Source organism: Ensifer aridi, from assembly GCF_002078505.1.
Classification (GTDB): Bacteria; Pseudomonadota; Alphaproteobacteria; order Rhizobiales; family Rhizobiaceae; genus Sinorhizobium; species Sinorhizobium aridi.
The window spans coordinates 1-17,489 of record NZ_LUAV01000004.1 but is presented as its reverse complement, the minus strand read 5'-3'; the positions used below and the strand labels follow the sequence as shown (position 1 = coordinate 17,489).

Below are 17,489 nucleotides of genomic sequence, written 5' to 3'. Positions count from 1 at the left end.
CCGCAGTGTTACCCTCCTTGGACGACAAGTCCTTCGAAACGAAGCGCATAGCGGCCCTGCGCGTTTTGCCGCAACTCGGAACGAGTTGAACACAGCGCGGCCGCATTTTTTTGCCAAAAGGTATTTGCATCCGCCGTTCTTTTGTTTATAAGCCCGCCACACCGACGCGGCGGCTAAGCTTGACCAGCGGACCTTGGGGAATAGGTTAACGGTAGACCAGCGGACTCTGACTCCGTTAGTCCTGGTTCGAATCCAGGTTCCCCAGCCAATTCTTGCTAAATTCCCTTATTTCCTTGTTTTTTCCGGAGTGCTGGATCCCGTTTACAGCCCCCATAGTCCGACTTGCCGAGAGCCTTCAGGATTAAGCGAATCTGCTCGCGCAGGGCCGCTTCGGTGTCTTCGCCGCGTTGAACGCAGTGTTCGATCAGAACCGGATGGAAGAACGGGATGAACGCGGTCTTAACCGCACGCGCCGCTTCCGCGGCATCTTCGACCTCGAACTCGCCCGCCTCTATGCCCTGTGTAAGCGGCAAGGTCGTGGAACTGACCTAGGTATGTCCGGCAAAGCCTCGCGCGCGAGACGCACCATGTCCGCCCGACGACCAGCCCTACTCGGCAGCCATCGCTATGCGCAATTCCGGTTCCTCTATCGGCTCCTCCTGGATCTCACCTGCAGTCGGCTTGATCCGGAACCAGGCTGCGTAGAGCGCCGGAAGGAAGAGCAGGATCAGCACCGTGCCAACGGCCGTACCGCCAATCAGGGTATAGGCCATCGACCCCCAGAAGACCGAGTGTGTGAGGGGAATGAAGGCCAGCACGGCGGCAAGTGCGGTCAAGATCACGGGCCTCGTGCGTTGCACCGTGGCCTCGATGACGGCGTGATGGGCATCGAGGCCGGCCGCACGGTTCTCCTTGATCTGTTCGGTAAGGATAAGCGTATTGCGCATCAGGATGCCGGCCAGTCCGATGAGGCCCAGAATGGCGTTGAAGCCGAAGGGCTGATTGAAGGTGAGCAACATCGGCACGACGCCGACAAGGCCAAGCGGCGCCGTCAGCATGACCATGGCCATCGTCGAGAAGGATCGCACCTGCAGCATGATGACGATCAGCATCGCGGCAATCATGGCCGGGAAAACCTTGCCCAGTGCGGTATTGGCCTTGGCAGCCTCCTCGATCGATCCACCCAATTCGATGCGATAGCCGGCGGGAAGCGATGCGATCAGCGGCTGAAGGGCGGTCATGATCTGCTTGGAGACCTCCGGAGGTTGAGTCGCCTCATTGATGTCCGAGCGGATCGTGATGACGGGCGTGCGATCGCGGCGCTTCAGGATCGGCTCTTCCAGATGGATCTCCGAATGGCCGATCTGGTCGAGCGGAATCGGACGGCCGTCGCGGCTCATCAGGGAGAAATCCGCAAGGCGCGTCGGATCCAGTCGTTCGTTGCCGGCGCTGCGTGCGACGATCGGGACATTGCGAATGTCCTCGCGGACCTGCGTAACGGGGATACCGGTAAGGAGGAACTGCAGTTGCTGGGCCGCTTCGGCCGGCGAAAGGCCGATGAGGCTCAGTCGCTCCTGATCCGGGACGAAGCGGAGTACGGGCGTGCGACTGCCCCAGTCGCGGTTGGCCTGCCGCACGTCCGGGACGCCGCGCATGATGTCGAGTGCTTTCTCGGAAATGCTGTATAGCTGGGCCGGATCAGGTCCCATCACCCGAAACTCGACCGGGAACGGTGTGTAGGGTCCGAACACAAGCTGGGTGACGCGGACATAGGCCTCAGGTGTGAGCCCCTGTGCCACCGCTTCGCGCAGCCGGTGTTTCAAGGCCTCGCGCGCCTCCGCGTTCGGGGTCAGCACGACAATCTTGGCGAAGGCGGGATCAGGCAATTCCGGCGCCATCGCAAAGAAGAAGCGGGGCGCGCCCTGACCGACATAGCTCGTGACGATCTTGGCTTCGGGCTGCTTGTCCAGCCACTGTTCGAGCGTCTCGACGGTCGCGGTCGTCGTCTCGATGCTGGTGCCTTGCGGCAGGCGAACCTCCACCAGCACCTCCGGGCGGTCTGACGTCGGGAAGAACTGCTGTTTGACGCCGCCCATGCCGACTACAGAAAGCGCGAAGGCGATGCCGACGATAGCACAGGTCAGAAACTTGTGGCGCACCGCAAAGGTGATAAGCCGTCGCAGACGCCGATAGTTCGGTGTGTTGTAAATCGCGTCATGACCGCCTTCGATCGGTTTGATCGCGGGCAGCATCTTAACGCCGAGGTAGGGCGTGAAGACCACCGCGACGATCCAGGAGACGATGAGGGCGAAGCCCACGACCCAAAAGATGTTGCCGGCGTATTCGCCGGCCGTCGAGCGCGCGAAGCCCACCGGCAGGAAGCCGGCGACCGTCACGAGTGTTCCCGACAGCATCGGCGCCGCAGTGTGGCTCCACGCATAGGCCGCCGCCTTGATGCGGTCCATGCCTTCTTCCATCTTCACCACCATCACCTCGATGGCGATGATGGCGTCGTCGACGAGAAGGCCGAGCGCCAGGATGAGCGCACCGAGCGTGATGCGGTCGAAGAACCGGCCGGTTTCCAGCATGATGAGGAAGACGACGGCAAGCGTCAGGGGGACGGCAGCCGCTACGACGATGCCGACGCGCCAGCCGAGGCTGAGCAGGCTCACCACCAGCACCACGCCGAGTGCCATCGCGAACTTCATCATGAACTCGTCGACCGCCGAGGTGATGTTGACGGCCTGATCGGTCACCTTGTCGAGCGTCATCCCGAGCGGCAGTGCCGATGCGATCGCCGCAGTCCTGTCCTCCAGCGCCTTGCCGAGCGCGAGACCATCCCAGCCCTCCTGCATGACGGCTGCGAGCATGATGGTCGGCTCACCCTGGCGCCGGATCAGGTAGGTCGGAGGATCCTGGTAGCCGCGGCGGACCTCGGCGATGTCGGAGAGCTTCAGCGTCCGCCCAGTAGCCGCAATCGGCGTGTCGGCGATCGCTTGGACACTGTCATAAGCGCCGTCGACCCGAATGAAGACCTGCGGCCCCTTTGTGTCGATCGAGCCCGCCGGTGTGACGGTGTTCTGCCGCTGCAAGGCGGCAACGATATCCTGTGCCGAGACGCCGAGGGTTGCCAGTTTGGCGTAGGAGAACTCGACGAATATCTGTTCGGGACGTTCACCGAGGATGTTGATCTTCTTGACGCCGGGCACGTGCAGGAGGTCCTGGCGGATCACCTCCGCTTGCCTCGCCAGCTCACGCATCGGCATGCCCTTGGCCTTCAGCGCATAAAGGGCGAAGCTCACGTCCGAATATTCATCGTTGACGAAGGGACCGAAGACACCCGAAGGCAGGTTGCGGGCTTCATCCCCGAGCTTCTTGCGGGCCTGGTAGAACTCCTCCTGCACGGCAGATGGCGGGGTGCTGTCCTTCAGCGTGACCGTCATATAGGCATAACCTGGCCGTGTGGTCGTCTCCACCCGGTCGTACCAGGTCAGCTCCTGAAGCCGCTTCTCCAACGGTTCGGCGACGAGATCCTGCATCTCGTGCGCCGTCGCACCGGGCCACGCCGTCGTGACCGTCATGGTCTTGATGGTGAAGTTCGGATCCTCCGCCCGTCCGAGCATGAGGAAGGCGTAGGCGCCGGCGGCCACCAGCAGGAGGATGAAGAACAGGGTGACGGCGCGTTCGCGAACGGCGATCGCGGAAAGATTGAGGCTTGTCATCAGTTGTTCCCCTCAGGCGCAGTCCTGACGCGAGCACTTTCCTGCAGAAGATGTGCGCCGAGCGAAACGATCGCATCGCCAGAGTTCAATCCGGAGATCATGGCGGTTTCACTGGTCACGCGAACAAGTTTGACGGGCCGAAAGTGTACGGTAGAGGTGGTGCTATCCACCACCCAAACGCCGGTCCTCTCGCCGTCGTCGAGCACCGCTCCGAGCGGCACTTGGACCTCCGGTTCACTCCCCTGGCTTGGAAGCCGGATTGTCACCGTGGCGCCGAGCGGTGCTGCCGCGGCCTCGCCGTCGAGGACATAGCGGGCCTCGTATGTACGGGTCTGGGCATCGGCGGAATCCGATAGCTGCCGGAGACGTGCCGTGTAGCGGCGCTCATCGCGCCCGTACAGGCTGGCCTCGGCCACCGAGCCGAGCGCCGGCCGGAGCGTCTCGGGAAGCGGGACCACCGCCTCGCGGGGGCCGGCGTGGGCAAGTCTGACCACCGGCTGACCGGCGGCGACAACCTGCCCCGGCTCGGCAAGCGTTTCAGTTACGGTTCCATCGGCGTCCGCCACCAGGACAGAATAGGTCGCCTCGTTCTCTGCGACCTTCGCTTCCGCTTCCGCGGCGGCAAGCTGTGCCGCGGCGGTGTCCAGCGCCGCCCTCGCCTGCTCGTAACGCTGCGGCGTCGCCGCCAATCCGTTCTTCACCAGGACAGCATATCGCCTCTCGTCCGCACGCACCTGAACCAGAACAGCGCGTGCTGCAGCGACAGCGTTGCGCTTTGCCGTGAGCGCAAGTTGTAGATCGGTCTCATCGATCCGCAGCAGCGGCTGCCCCGCCTTCACCTGTTCACCGACGTCCACGAGGCGCTGAATGATCTTGCCGGGCACGCGAAAACCAAGATTGCTCTGCACTCGGGCGGCGATCGTACCTGTAAAGGCGCGCTCGGCTCTTTCCGGCCTCGTCGCTTCCACGACTCTTACAAGTGGCGACGCGACGCGGGGATCTGCAGTCTCCGCGTCCCGCGCTGGCGTTTCGAACACGAACGCAAAAGCGGCGCCGCCGGCTGCAGCCATAAGACCGATCGATGTGAGAAGAAATTTGCGGTTCATGTGAGATGACCCTTGTTGGCGGGCGCTGCCTCTATTAGATTGCGATCTAAATCTATCCGTGGTATAGATGTCAAGTGAAATCTAATGGCGAGGTCAATCATGAGAGTCAGTCGCGCACAGGCCGAGGCAAATCGCGAAGCGGTCATCAACGCAGCGAGCCGGCTTTTTCGAGAGCACGGCTTCGACGGCATCGGGCTCAAGGACCTGATGAAGGGCGCCGGTCTCACACAAGGCGGGTTCTACAAGCAGTTCGAATCCAAGGACGATCTTGCAGCGCAGGCCTCCAAGCGAGCGATGGAGCACGCGACCCGCAGATGGTCGGCTGTCGCTGCCGCGAGCCCTGACCCCCTTGAGGCCCTTATTGAGCTCTACCTGTCGCTGGGCCATCGCGAAGAGAAGAGCGACGGTTGTCCCTTGGTGGCGCTTGGCGCTGATGCGGCGCGCCAAAGCGAGGAGGTGAGAGCCCCGTTCCAGGACGGCGTTCAAGCGCATCTTCAAATTCTCGAAGAACTGATGCCGGAGGCGGAAAGCCCGAAAACCTATGGCAAGGCCATGGCGATGCTGTCGCTCATGGTGGGTGCCGTGACGATCTCTCGTATCTTGAATGATGAAGAGATGTCGCAGCGCTTTCTCGAGGCAGCCGCCAACGAAGTTCGGCGGATCGCCGCTTCCGCCAGAAACGCATGAGACCAGTGGCGTCATTGCCTCACGCGTCCGCAGGATGCCTTCTCGGACTCTTACCCGCTCGCCCCTGGGACACGTCCCGAGATCACCCGGACGAGACTATTGCCGAAGTGAATATGCGGCAATCGCCGATCGAGCGTCTGCACGGCGTGCAGACGGATGACACAAAATAACAGTTGGAGAACACATGCGCCGTATCGTTATTACAGGCATGGGAGCAGTTAGCCCGCTCGGAGCCAATGTCGCGGCTTCCTGGTCTCGGCTCTTGTCTGGCCGTTCGGGAATCCGGCGGCTTCCGGACGAAGTGGTGGGAGACCTGCCGGCGAAGATCGGCGGGACGGTTCCCTCTCTGGAAGGCGACCCCGAGGCGGGCTTCGATCCGAATACCGTCTTTGCTCCAAAGGATCAGCGCAAGGTAGACCGATTCATTCTCTTCGCGCTGGCGGCGGCGGAAGAGGCGCTTGCGCAGGCGGGGTGGAAGCCGGTCTCGGAAGATGACCGGACCCGCACCGCGACCATCATCGCTTCGGGCATCGGCGGGTTTCCGGCCATAACTGAGGCGGTGCGAACGGTTGATCAGCGCGGTGTGCGGCGTCTTTCACCCTTCACCGTACCATCTTTCCTGGTGAACCTGGCAGCGGGACAAATTTCCATGCGTTACGGCTTCAAAGGGCCGATCGGCGCGCCGGTGACCGCGTGTGCCGCCGGCATTCAGGCGATCGGCGATGCGGCTCGTGTTATTCGCGCCAATGAAGCCGATATTGCCGTGTGCGGCGGAACGGAAGCATGCATGAATATCGTCAGCCTCGGTGGTTTTGCCGCGGCACGCTCTCTTTCGACCGGCTTCAATGAAACGCCTGACCGGGGCTCACGCCCCTTCGACATGTTGCGTGACGGCTTCGTCATGGGCGAAGGCGCCGGCATCCTGGTCATCGAGGCATTGAGCCACGCGCTTGCGCGCGGTGCGAAGCCGCTCGCGGAGCTCGTCGGCTACGGCACGACTGCGGACGCCCACCACGTCACGTCCGGTCCCGAGGACGGCGACGGCGCCCGCCGCGCCATGGAGATCGCGATTGCCCAGGCCGGGATTTCGCCGCGCGAGATCCGCCACCTCAATGCGCACGCGACCTCCACGCCAGTCGGCGACCTGGGGGAAATCGCGGCGATCAAGAGGGTCTTCGGCGCGGATTTCAGCGTGGCTGTCAGCGGAACGAAGTCGGCCACCGGCCACCTGCTGGGAGCCGCCGGCGGGCTTGAAGCCATTTTCACGATCCTGGCGCTTAGGGATCAGACGGCCCCGCCGACGCTCAATTTGAGCGCTCCTGATCCGGCCGGCGACGGGATTGATTTCGTTGCAAACCAGGCCCGGCCAACGGAGATGGACTACGCGATCTCCAACGGCTTCGGCTTCGGAGGTGTCAACGCCAGCGCCGTGTTCCGTCGGTGGACAGACAAGCTTGCCGCCCGTGACTGAAGCTTAGCCGGGCAGCATGAACGAGAGCGCTTGCGTCATTCCCCCACGAAATCCAGCGCAAAGAAGGAAGCAATTTCAATGAACAAAGCCAATCTTGGGGTCGCCCTGGTAACTGGGGCATCGACCGGCATCGGGCACGCGACGGCCAGAGCCTTGCAGAAGGCGGGCTTTCGCGTCTTCGGAACCAGCCGTCGCGCGGTGCCCGAAAGATCCGATGGCGTCACCATGCTGACCTGCGACGTGACCGATGACGCATCCGTGGCGAAACTGGTCGAGGAGGTGCTTGCCGGGACAGGGCGTATCGACCTGCTCGTCAACAATGCCGGCATTGGACTGCTCGGCGGCGCAGAGGAGTCCTCAACTGCCCAGGCACAGGCGCTGTTCGACGTGAACGTCTTCGGCGTGCTCCGCATGACCAACGCGGTGTTGCCTACAATGCGGGGTCAAGGCAAGGGCAGGATCATCAACATAAGTTCCATTCTGGGGCTGATCCCCTCCCCCTACAATGCGCTCTACGCATCGACCAAGCATGCCGTCGAAGGCTACTCCGAGTCGCTCGATCACGAACTGCGCACATTCGGAATTCGGGTCGTGCTTGTCGAGCCCGCCTATACCCGCACGGCATTCGAGGAGAACCTAACAAGGCCCGATCGCTCCCTTGCTGTTTACGATGCGGTGCGCGCTGACATGGAAGTGCAGATGCGCAAGAGCGTCGAAAGAGGCGACGACCCAGAGGTCGTGGCAGAGGCGGTTGTCAAAGCGGCAACGGCGAAGGCGCCGAGAAGACGCTACACCGCGGGAAAACTCGCCGGCCAAGTTCGCTTGCTGCGCCGTTTCGTACCCGAATCCGCTTTCGACAAGAGCTTGCGGAAACAGGCCGGGCTGCCGGTCTGAAGTGGACAATGTTCGTCTCGCGCGCGGCAAGACAACTTGATCGAACTAGGCGAAATGCTTGATGCCTTCGCTCGCCCCGTCTGTGACCGCGGCGCGCCTCTTCCACATTCGCGAAAGGACATGCCATGAAGATCGGAATCAGACCGAAACCGATCAAAAACAACCGCCGGCCTCGGAGCTTGCAGTTCCCCTTAGATGCTGTTGAAAGAACAACTTGAACTCCCGAAAACTGTCGAAGCCGAGGGCGGTTGCGAGGCGCGCCACCGTGGTGGGAGAGACGGAGCAAGCGACAGCGATCGAGCGGGCGCTGCCGAAGGCGACAACATCTGGCCGTGCGAGGGCCAGACGAGCTACCTGCTCGAGCTGTTTCGGGAGTTTAAGGGCTCTGGAAGCGATCAAGCCCTTAAGCTCCGTGACGTTGGTCGGAGGTCTTGTCGCCTCGCTCATCTTCATGACCGCCTCGATTTCTCGGCCCGTTATTCCAGCGCTACGGCTGCCTTCTTTGAGACGGACTCAATGCAGGCAAGCGCGATGTTCAGCGCATTGCGCGCGTCCATACCGGTCGGTCCTTCGGTAAGCTCGCCGCGACGAACGGCGGTTACGAAGGACGCGAGCTGCACTGTGTAACCGTGGACGAAATGGTCGGTGTCGCGACGCCAGGTCTCGCTCGACACACCGTTCTTATCGAACAGCGTCATGCTTGAACGACGGATGTCGCCCATCGTCACCATGCCACTGGCACCGAAGACCTCGCCGCGGATGTCGTAGCCGTACATCGCGCAGAAGTTCGCTTCCGCGACAGCGATCGATCCGTTGTCAAATCGGATCGTGACCACCGCCGTGTCGTGGAAGCCCTTATCGGCGAAATCCGGACGAACCAGCGCGTCGGCAACGGCGGAAACCTCGACGGGCTTGGCATTCGGGTTCAGCCAAAGCAGCGTGTCGAAATCGTGGATCAGCGTTCGTAGAAGATCGTCCACGGCGGAATCCTGGCGGGGTCGGCACCAAACGGACCGGGATCGCGGGTGAGCGACCGGAGCAACTGAGGGGCGCCGATCTTTCCGCCAACGATTGCGGTACGTCCTTCCGAGAAGGCCTGATCCCAGCGGCGGTTGAAACCGACCTGAAGCGGAGCGCCGGCAGAGCGCGCCGCCGCGATTGCCCGGTCGGCATCCTCCAAGGTCAACGCCATCGGCTTCTCGCAAAAGATCGCCTTACCGGCTTCGGCGGCCTGCACGAGGATGTTTGTATGAAACCGCGCCGGCGTAGCGATGATCACGGCATCGAGGTCCGGGTGGGCAAGGAGATCCGCGACATCGGTGTAGGAGCTTTCGACGCCGAGCTTGGCGGCGAGACCGGCCGCAGCCCCTGGAGCGGGATCGGCAATGGCGACGAGCTCGGCATCGACGAGGCGGCGTGTAACGGTCTCGCCGTGAAAGGAACCGATGCGCCCGGCACCAACGAGACCGACATTGACGGGTTTGTTCTTGGGCATTGAATTGATCCTGTCAGGGTTGAAAAGGTCAGACGGTGAAGGCTGTGCGGAACGCTTCGAGCGCCACTTCGGGATCGCCAGCGGCCCAGGCTTCCATGCCGATCGGGCCGGAATAGCCCATGGCATTCAGCGCCTTGGCGATGCCGTGCCAGTTGACCTCACCAGTACCGGGCTCGCAGCGGCCGGGTACGTCAGCCACCTGGATCTCGCCGATCCAAGGCAGGCACTTGCGGCAGAGTTCAATCAGGTTCCCCTCGCCGATCTGAGCATGATAGAGATCGAGATTAAGGCGGAGCCGCGGATGATCGACGCTCGAGACCAACGCCAGCGTGTCCTCGGCACGGCCGAAGGGCACGCCGGGGTGATCAACCGGCAGGTTGAGGTTTTCGAGCGTGAAGGTGACGCCTTCTTCTTCAGCCATCTCCACGATGCGGCAGAGAGTATCGCGCGCCTTCAGCCACATCGCGCCCGTGACGACTTCGATCGGCTGGACAGGTAGGCCTCCGTCTCCCAAGCCTGTGCCGTGCAGGTTGAGCCGCTCAACGCCGAGCCGCTTTCCAACCTGCGCGGTCTCGCCTGCCGTCCTCAGGAGTTCTGCTGCACCGTCGTCGTCCGTAAGGCGGCCGGTCAGATAGCCGTTCATGATCGTGAAGGTCGCCCCGGTCGCTTCCAGCTTCGTGAGGTCGTGGTCCGGCCAGTTCCAGAGACCGACGCCGAAACCCATTTCTTTCAGGCGCGCGGCGCGCCACTCGATCGGCTTGTCGCGCCAGAGCATTTCCGCGCAGGCTGCGAGTGGGAAGGGAGAAGTCTTGGGTGCACTCATTGGCTAGTGTTCCGCTATTTTGGGTATGGCGATGGGTGGAGCGGCGTGAGATGCGCCGCACCGACATGCATGCGAGCAGATTTCGATCAGATCGTTCCGCCGAGCTCTTCCGACAAAGACTGCAGCTCCTTGCCTCCGGCCATCAGGTTCTGCAGTTCGTCGATGCCAATCTCGTTCTTGGCATAGGTTCCGAGCGTCTTGCCGCGGTTGAGCACCGTGAAGCGGTTGCCAACGGCATAGGCGTGACGGACGTTGTGGGTGATGAAGATCACGCCGAGGCCCTTGGCTCGGACCTGGTTGATATATTTCAGCACCATTGACGTCTGGGCGACGCCGAGCGCCGACGTCGGTTCGTCGAGGATCAGCACCTTGGCGCCGAAATAAACCGCTCTGGCGATCGCCACGCATTGCCGCTCGCCGCCCGATAGCGTGCCAACCGCCTGCTGCGGGTCGCGGACGTCGATGCCGATCTTGTGCATCTCATCGCGCGTCACGTTGTCGGCCTCATCCATGTTCATGCGCTTGAAGGGGCCGAAGCCGATCACGGGTTCCCGCCCCATGAAGAAGTTGCGGGTCACCGACATCAGCGGGATCATCGCAAGGTCCTGATAGACCGTGGCAATGCCGGCATCGAGGGCGTCGCGCGGACCCGAGAACAACCGAGGCTGACCCTCGACCAGGAAATCGCCCGAGGTCGGCTTGTGCACGCCTGCAAGCGTGTTGATCAGGGTCGATTTGCCCGCGCCATTGTCGCCGAGCAGGCATAGAACCTCGTTCCGATTGACGCTCATGGACACGCCGTTGAGGGCGATGACGGAGCCGAAATGCTTGACGAGGTTCCTGACCTCGACGAGGGGCGTCTGAGATGTGCTCATCAGCGTTCTCCCGTGACGCGTTTGCGGATGACGTTGTTGAAGACGACGGCTGTCAGCAGCATGCCGCCGAGGAAAACGAGGTACCAATCCTGGTCGATCGACGTGTAAGTCAGGCCGATCAACACCATGCCGAACACAATCGATCCGAAGAACGCGCCGATGGCGGAGCCGTAGCCGCCGGTCAGCAGGCAGCCGCCGATGACGGCCGCGATGATTGCCTCGAACTCTTTCTGAAAACCGCGGCGGGCGTCCGTCGAGCCGGCATCGAGCACCGTGAGGATGGCGACCAGCGTGGCGCAAAGGGCGGTGACGACGAAGAGCGTGGTCTTGACCCTAGCCACCGGCACGCCCGACTTGCGCGCGGCCCGCGGATCGCCGCCGGATGCGAAAATCCAGTTGCCGAAGCGCGTTCTCAACAGGATCCAGGTGGCAAGGAGCGCTATGGCAACGAACCACAGGATCTCGACGGGAATGCCGGGCACCCTCGGTGTGCCGTTCGGAAAGGTGTCGATGATGCCGGCTTCAGCAAGCCAGGTGAACAGTCCGGGGAAGGCATCTCCCGAGAACAAGGGGGCAAGCGGGCTGCCGGCCACTGCTCCCTTCATGCCGCGAAGCTGGGTCGCGCCACCGCTTGCCCATTTCAGGCCCACCAGCGTCAGGCCGCGCAGGATGAAGAGGAAGGCCAGCGTCACGATGAAGGACGGAAGGCCGGTGCGCATCGTGAGCTGCGCGTTGGTGATGCCGATGAATACGGCAAACGCGATCGCCACGAGGATGGCGACGCTGAGCGGCCCCTGCCACACGACCAGTGCCGTGCCAAAAACGAGGCCGGCAAAGGCGACCATCGAGCCGATCGATAGGTCGAATTCTCCGCCGATCATCAGGAGCGCTGCGCCGATGGCGAGGATGCCGAGTTGGGCAGCCGGAGCCATAAAGTTCATCACACCCGCCAAGGTGAACATGGCGGGATTGGCGGTGACGAAGAAGAAGATGGTCACGAGCACTAGACCGGCTACAGCGCCGAGTTCGGGACGCCGTAGAATTGCGGTCAATGTCGAAACCTTTTTCAGCCGCTCATCGGGTCCGACTACAGACCCGTTCTGTTCGTTGGCTAGCGTCATGGTTCGTTCCTTAGATATCGGTCGTTGTCCGTGCGCGCGAAGGCCACCTGCAAACCGAAGTGTCGCGTCGGCCTAATGGGCGGCGACAGGCAGTCCCCGTCCGGGACGGGGGCTGCCGGGCTCCGCCTTAGCGGATGCCCTGGGAGGATTTCTCGATCACCTGCGCGGCCGTTTCGGAGGTCACGAAGCTGGGACCAGAAGCCACGTTGCCGGCCGGGATCGTTCCGTAGCGCGCATTGAGCGCCAGGAAGGTCACCGGCAGATATCCCTGCAGATAAGGCTGCTGATCGACCGCGAACAGCGCCTTGCCATCGGCCACGGACTGAAGGAAGCTCGCTGAGAGGTCATAGGAGGCGACCTTCACCTTGTCGCCGACTCCCATCTTCTCCACGACCGCAACCGCCCGCTCGCCGACGAGCGGCGCCGAAAGGCCGAGCACAACATCGATCGACGGGTCGGACGTGACCGCCGCCTGAATCTTCGATTCGATCTCGGCGGGATCGGAGGTGGTCGGCAGTACGGTGACCTTGCCGCCCTCGAAGCCCTGTTCCGTACCTGCACAACGCTGGTCGAGCGCGGCGTTGCCAACTTCCTGGTTGACGCAGAGGACGTGCTTGAGGCCGAGCGACTTCAACTTCTCGCCTACCTTGATACCAGCCGGCGTCTCATCCTGGCCGACATGCAGCTTGATGCCGAGTTTTTCGGCGGCGGAGATGCCGGAGTTCATCGAGATGACCGGAATACCGGCGGCGACGGCCTTCTCGATTGCCGGGCCGAGCGCATCCGGGTCCGGGTTCGAAATGACGATGCCCGCGGGATTCTGGTTGACAGCAGCTTCGATGAGCTGAGCCATCGCCACCATGTCGAAGGTCTCGGGCGCGCGGTAATCGACCTGCACGCCGCTGTCTTTGCCGGCCTGCATGATGCCGTTCTTCACGATCGACCAGAACGGATCGGATGCCTGCCCGTGCGTCACGGCGATGATGGTAGGCTCCTGAGCTTTCGCACTTATGGCTGCCGAGGTGGCGACACCGAGTGCGACAGCGCCGAATGCCAGCTTCTTCAAGAGAGATTTCATTTGCTCCTCCTCAATTCGCCGTCCACTCCACAGGATGGCGAGAAAAACTAATGCTACCGGGTGCATTTCTGTTTGCTACCGGGTGCAAGCGGGTGCATATTATCGTTGGATGTAGTAAAAGCAAGCATTCATTTCATCTGAATAAAAAATGGAATGGCTATTCCATTTGCAGGAGACTCTATGCGCAAGCGGGCGACGGCGAGGGAAGTGGCGGATGCCGCGGGTGTCTCGAAGTGGACGGTCATACGGGCTTTCACGCCGGGCGCATCGATCGCGGAGGAAAGCAAACGCAAAGTCCTCGAGGCGGCCGCGGCGCTCAACTACACTCCGAATCTGCTTGCCCGCAGCCTCGCGACCAACTCCACCCATCAGGTGGCAGTGTTCGTCGATGATTTCGCCAATCCTCAGAAGTTGCCCTTCCTGGAGACATTGACCGAACGACTGCAGGCCGAGGGGATGGTCGCCCTGCTGATCAATATCAACACGCACTTCGACCATGTGCACGCATTGCTTCACGCAGACCAGCGTCAGGTCGATGCCGTCATCCTGTTCGGAACGGCATTTCGCAGCGAGACACTGAGTGATCTGCAACTAGGCCGGGGAACGCCACCCATGTTCGTGCTGGCGAGAGACAGCCAGATCGAAGGCGTGCCGGCAGTCACATGCGATGCCGAACTGGCGCTACGCGAGATTGTCGATCATCTCTTTGAAAGAGGATACCGGCGCCCCGGCTTCATGACAGGTGCGACAGTCCTGTCGACAGCACTCAGACGTCGGCAACATTTCGTCGATTTCTGGAAGGAGAAGGGTGTGGATGACGTCTCGGTGTTCTCGGCTGAGAAATACAGCGCCGAAGCCGGGGCCGAAGCCGCCCGCAACTATCTCAAGCAGACCGAGCCCGCGGACCGAGTCGACGTCCTGATGTGCGAAAACGACATCCTGGCGCTCGGAGCTATGGATGAAATCCACGGCCGTTTTGGCTTGCGGGTCCCGCACGACATAGCGGTCGTCGGCTTCGACAACTACGAACTCTGCGGATCGTCCGCCTACAGCCTCACAACATACGAGCAGCCGCGCGACGAAATGGTTCAGATAATCATCGGTATGATCACGGGACGGCTGGAGCCTGAGACCGTAACACTTCCGGGCACCCTCATCGTGCGTAAGTCCACATGAGCCGCCGTAATTAGCGAGACCATGATCTCTCGAGTACGGGGACCGCCGCTCGCCACGACCCCTTTGCAGACGAAGCGCGCCGAACCGCTTCACATTTCTTTACATTCGTCCAGAACGCTCGAAACGTTGCCCGGTTAGCTTTCCTCCACTGCAGCAGATGCTACGGAGTGAAAGGAGACCATTATGGAAAACGAAGACAAGAACCTTTCGAGCCCGGCCGCCGGCGGGCCCGCCTCGAAAGGATGGGCGCGGCGCGCAGCGATCGGCGGCATCGCGGCCGTCGCAGTTGTCGGCGCGGTCGGTTTTGCTGCCGCGCGCAGCGATGATTTCGGCTTCGGCATGGGCCGTTTCGGCATGGGCGGCCATATGATGCAGGCGCATATGGGAGGTGGCTTCATGGAACACCGGATCGGCTCCGTGCTCGATGAGCTCGACGCGACGCCCGAGCAGGAAGACAAGCTTTGGGACATCATCGACAAGGCGCGCGCCGAGATCCGACCGACGTTCCGGGACTTCCGCGAGACGCGTGAGGAGGTTATCGAACTCCTCGGCGCGTCAACTATCGACCGCGCCGCCGCCGAGAAACTGCGCAGCGAACGCATCGCGGCCATCGACGAGGCCTCGCGCAAGATGACGACGGCGCTCCTCGACGCCGCCGAAGTGCTGACGCCGGAGCAGCGCGCCAAACTGGTCGAACATTTGAAGGAGCGCAGGGGGCACGGCCGGTGGTAAGAGTGAATCGACTACTGCATGTTTCCTTAAATCGTATCGGATTTAAGGATAAAAACATGCAGCGATTCAAAGTGCTACAGCGACCTTTGCGCGTCTGAGAAAACGCGCGGCGCTGTAGGTGACTGATGGGAGCGCAAGAGATGGCGGAACGGGTCTTGATTGTCGATGACGACACGCGCCTCTCCGCCATGCTCTCGGACTATCTCTCCGGAAACGGCTACACCGTCCACACCGCGGCGACCGCCACAGCGGGCCTCAGCGACCTCGGCCGCCGTGCGCCGGACGTCGTGATTCTCGATGTCATGCTGCCGGACCTTGACGGCTTCGAGACCTGCCGGCGCATGCGCGCGGCCTCGGACGTGCCGATCCTGATGCTCACGGCCAAAGGCGAGGAGACAGACCGCATCGTTGGTCTGGAGCTCGGAGCCGACGACTATCTGCCGAAGCCCTTCAATCCGCGCGAACTGCTGGCCCGGCTGAAGGCGATCCTGCGCCGCCGCAACGGCAGCGCGGCGGTTTCGCGGATCTTACGTTTCGGACGGCTGGAGATCGATCCGGGATCCCGCTCGGTCAGAATCGACGGCCACGAATGTGTGCTGACCAGCTATCAGTTCGACCTGCTCGTGGCGCTTGCCGAAAATGCCGGCCGCACGCTCTCGCGCGAGCAGTTGATGGGCGCGGTCAAGGGCGAGGAGCTGGATGCCTTCGACCGTTCCATCGACGTCCATATCTCGCGCATCAGGGCGGCCATAGAGAGCGATCCCAAGCACCCGAGGCGCATCATCACCGTGCGCGGCGCCGGCTATGTCTTCGCCCGTTTCCAGGACGAAGGATAATGCGTGTCGCCCAAAAATGTGCGGCGGTTTTGGGACGACATGCATCAAAAACAGAGACCTAGAGCATGCGCAGCCGGTTGTTCCTGAAGATTTACCTGACGCTGCTGGCGAGCCTTGCCGCGGTCGCCGTCGCCAGTGCCGCCTTCGTGTGGCTGGGACAGGGAGAGGAGGAGTCCGGTTGGCAGAGCCAACGCGCGCGGTTCGTCGCCGCGCTCATTCCGCCCGACATGGACCGGCAGTCGGTCGGGGCGACGCTCAAGCGGCTTTCACGAGCCTTTGACGCCGACATAGCGGTATACGATCCGCGCGGCAGGCTGATCGCGAGTGCCGGCCAGCCGCTCCCCCGCGACATGGTCGAGCGGCCCTGGCGCCACGGCCCGCGCGGTAACTTTCACACCATGGTAACCGAGTTGCCCGACGGTCGCACTGTCGCCGCGCGCATGGAGAGGCCTTTCCGGCCGGCTGGCCGCAATCCGCTCGCCTACCTGGCGTTGATCGCCGGCGTCATCGGGCTCGCCGCCTATCCGGTGGTGCGTCACCTGACGCGCCGGCTGGAGCGGTTACGCGCGGGCGTCGATGCGTGGGGGCGGGGCGATTTCGTGGCTCGCGTGCCGGCGGACGGCAGCGATGAGGTCGCGGCGGTGGCGAAGAGCTTCAACAGGGCCGCCGATCACGTCGAGCGGCTGATCAAGTCACACCGCGCCCTGCTCGCCAATGCCAGCCACGAATTGCGCTCGCCGCTTGCGCGTCTGCGGATCGCGATCGACCTTTATGAGCAGGCGCCGAGCGGGAACCGCAGGGAGGAGATCGTCCGCAACCTCGCCGAGCTGGACACGCTGGTCGAGGAGATCCTGCTGGCGAGCAGGCTCGACCACGTCGAGAAACTCGATGCGACCGCGTCCGTCGACCTTCTGGCTCTGGTCTCGGAAGAAGGGGCGCGCAACGGCGTCGAGGTCTCCGGCACACCCGCGACTGTCACAGGCGATGCGCGCCTCATCGGCAGGCTGGTGCGCAATCTGATGCAGAACGCGCTGCGCCACGGCAGCCCGCCCGTCATAGCCACGGTCGCGCAGGCGGATAGCATGGTGGAACTCAGGGTCCGCGACCACGGGCCGGGCATACCGGCCGGCGAGAGCACCCGCGTTTTCGAGCCGTTCTATAGGCCCTCGGGACGCAGCGAGGCCACGGGCGGCTGGGGGTTAGGGCTGGCGCTGGTTCGCCAGATCGCCGAACGCCACGGCGGGGCGGTCCGTTACGAAACCCCGCCGGACGGCGGCGCCTGTTTCGTCGTGACGCTCCCGGTGCATCGGGCCCGAAAGATGAACTGAGGTGTCCGCAATGCGGGGAGCCACTGGCGGCTCGCAGCTCGGCGCGACTGGACGTGAGCCGGGGAGCTGTCCTTGTCGCGCGGCTATTGAATCTATGCGCAGCCTATATTGGAAATCCTCGTGACCCCTCGCCATATTCAGGCAA

Annotated in this window: 15 protein-coding genes, 1 tRNA gene and 1 pseudogene; 8 read left to right on the top strand and 9 right to left on the bottom strand. The window is 62.7% G+C overall.

Annotation, left to right across the window (positions count from 1 at the left end; genetic code table 11):
* Positions 1-194: 194 nt before the first annotated feature.
* Positions 195-268, top strand: a tRNA-Gln gene (locus tag AYK65_RS03745).
* A gap of 7 nt (positions 269-275) precedes the next feature.
* On the opposite strand, the gene AYK65_RS03740 is transcribed toward AYK65_RS03745, so the two are convergent.
* The 3 genes from AYK65_RS03740 to AYK65_RS03730 all read right to left on the bottom strand — a co-directional run bounded on the left by AYK65_RS03740 (position 276) and on the right by AYK65_RS03730 (position 4,828).
* Positions 276-533, bottom strand: a complete 258-nt coding sequence (locus AYK65_RS03740) for a hypothetical protein (RefSeq protein ID WP_026613095.1) — start codon at positions 531-533, stop codon at positions 276-278.
* 75 nt (positions 534-608) lie between these two features.
* Entirely contained in the window at positions 609-3,722 is a 3,114-nt protein-coding gene (locus AYK65_RS03735) for an efflux RND transporter permease subunit (RefSeq protein ID WP_046117898.1), read from the bottom strand.
* Positions 3,722-4,828, bottom strand: coding sequence for an efflux RND transporter periplasmic adaptor subunit (locus AYK65_RS03730; RefSeq protein ID WP_046118521.1), 1,107 nt, complete (start codon positions 4,826-4,828; stop codon positions 3,722-3,724). The genes AYK65_RS03735 and AYK65_RS03730 overlap by 1 nt, the downstream gene beginning before the upstream one ends.
* Before the next feature lie 99 nt (positions 4,829-4,927).
* On the opposite strand from AYK65_RS03730, the gene AYK65_RS03725 reads away from it, so the two are divergent.
* The 3 genes from AYK65_RS03725 (at position 4,928) to AYK65_RS03715 (ending at position 7,880) form a co-directional block, all read left to right on the top strand.
* Complete coding sequence (locus tag AYK65_RS03725) at positions 4,928-5,515, top strand: TetR/AcrR family transcriptional regulator (RefSeq protein ID WP_026613098.1); 588 nt, start codon at positions 4,928-4,930, stop codon at positions 5,513-5,515.
* A gap of 184 nt (positions 5,516-5,699) precedes the next feature.
* Entirely contained in the window at positions 5,700-6,986 is a 1,287-nt protein-coding gene (gene fabF, locus AYK65_RS03720) for a beta-ketoacyl-ACP synthase II (protein WP_026613099.1), read from the top strand.
* Positions 6,987-7,064: 78 nt separating this feature from the next.
* Positions 7,065-7,880 (top strand): oxidoreductase, encoded by an 816-nt coding sequence (locus tag AYK65_RS03715; protein WP_046118666.1) that lies wholly within the window; start codon positions 7,065-7,067, stop codon positions 7,878-7,880.
* A gap of 153 nt (positions 7,881-8,033) precedes the next feature.
* Here the strand turns inward: AYK65_RS03715 and AYK65_RS03710 are convergent, their stop codons facing one another.
* The 6 genes and pseudogenes from AYK65_RS03710 to AYK65_RS03685 all read right to left on the bottom strand — a co-directional run bounded on the left by AYK65_RS03710 (position 8,034) and on the right by AYK65_RS03685 (position 13,272).
* A complete protein-coding gene (locus tag AYK65_RS03710) occupies positions 8,034-8,333 on the bottom strand; it encodes a MurR/RpiR family transcriptional regulator (protein WP_026613101.1) in 300 nt (99 codons plus the stop codon).
* A gap of 23 nt (positions 8,334-8,356) precedes the next feature.
* Positions 8,357-9,375 (bottom strand): annotated as a pseudogene (locus tag AYK65_RS03705) (Gfo/Idh/MocA family oxidoreductase).
* A 28-nt stretch (positions 9,376-9,403) separates the two neighbouring features.
* Positions 9,404-10,198, bottom strand: a complete 795-nt coding sequence (locus AYK65_RS03700) for a hydroxypyruvate isomerase family protein (protein WP_026613103.1) — start codon at positions 10,196-10,198, stop codon at positions 9,404-9,406.
* An 86-nt stretch (positions 10,199-10,284) separates the two neighbouring features.
* Positions 10,285-11,073, bottom strand: a complete 789-nt coding sequence (locus AYK65_RS03695; RefSeq protein WP_046119750.1) for an ATP-binding cassette domain-containing protein — start codon at positions 11,071-11,073, stop codon at positions 10,285-10,287.
* Positions 11,073-12,194, bottom strand: coding sequence for an ABC transporter permease (locus AYK65_RS03690; protein WP_046119751.1), 1,122 nt, complete (start codon positions 12,192-12,194; stop codon positions 11,073-11,075). Before AYK65_RS03690 ends, AYK65_RS03695 begins: the two co-directional genes overlap by 1 nt.
* A 127-nt stretch (positions 12,195-12,321) precedes the next feature.
* Complete coding sequence (locus AYK65_RS03685) at positions 12,322-13,272, bottom strand: sugar ABC transporter substrate-binding protein (RefSeq protein ID WP_046119752.1); 951 nt, start codon at positions 13,270-13,272, stop codon at positions 12,322-12,324.
* 180 nt (positions 13,273-13,452) lie between these two features.
* Between AYK65_RS03685 and AYK65_RS03680 the strand changes: the two genes are divergently transcribed.
* The 4 genes from AYK65_RS03680 to AYK65_RS03665 all read left to right on the top strand — a co-directional run bounded on the left by AYK65_RS03680 (position 13,453) and on the right by AYK65_RS03665 (position 17,344).
* Positions 13,453-14,448 (top strand): LacI family DNA-binding transcriptional regulator, encoded by a 996-nt coding sequence (locus AYK65_RS03680; RefSeq protein WP_046119753.1) that lies wholly within the window; start codon positions 13,453-13,455, stop codon positions 14,446-14,448.
* Positions 14,449-14,631: 183 nt separating this feature from the next.
* Positions 14,632-15,180: a Spy/CpxP family protein refolding chaperone gene (locus AYK65_RS03675; protein WP_026613108.1), complete on the top strand. Its 549-nt coding sequence runs from the start codon at positions 14,632-14,634 to the stop codon at positions 15,178-15,180.
* A gap of 140 nt (positions 15,181-15,320) precedes the next feature.
* Complete coding sequence (locus AYK65_RS03670; protein ID WP_046119754.1) at positions 15,321-16,016, top strand: response regulator; 696 nt, start codon at positions 15,321-15,323, stop codon at positions 16,014-16,016.
* Between the two features lie 65 nt (positions 16,017-16,081).
* Positions 16,082-17,344, top strand: a complete 1,263-nt coding sequence (locus tag AYK65_RS03665) for a sensor histidine kinase (RefSeq protein ID WP_026613110.1) — start codon at positions 16,082-16,084, stop codon at positions 17,342-17,344.
* Positions 17,345-17,489: the final 145 nt, after the last annotated feature.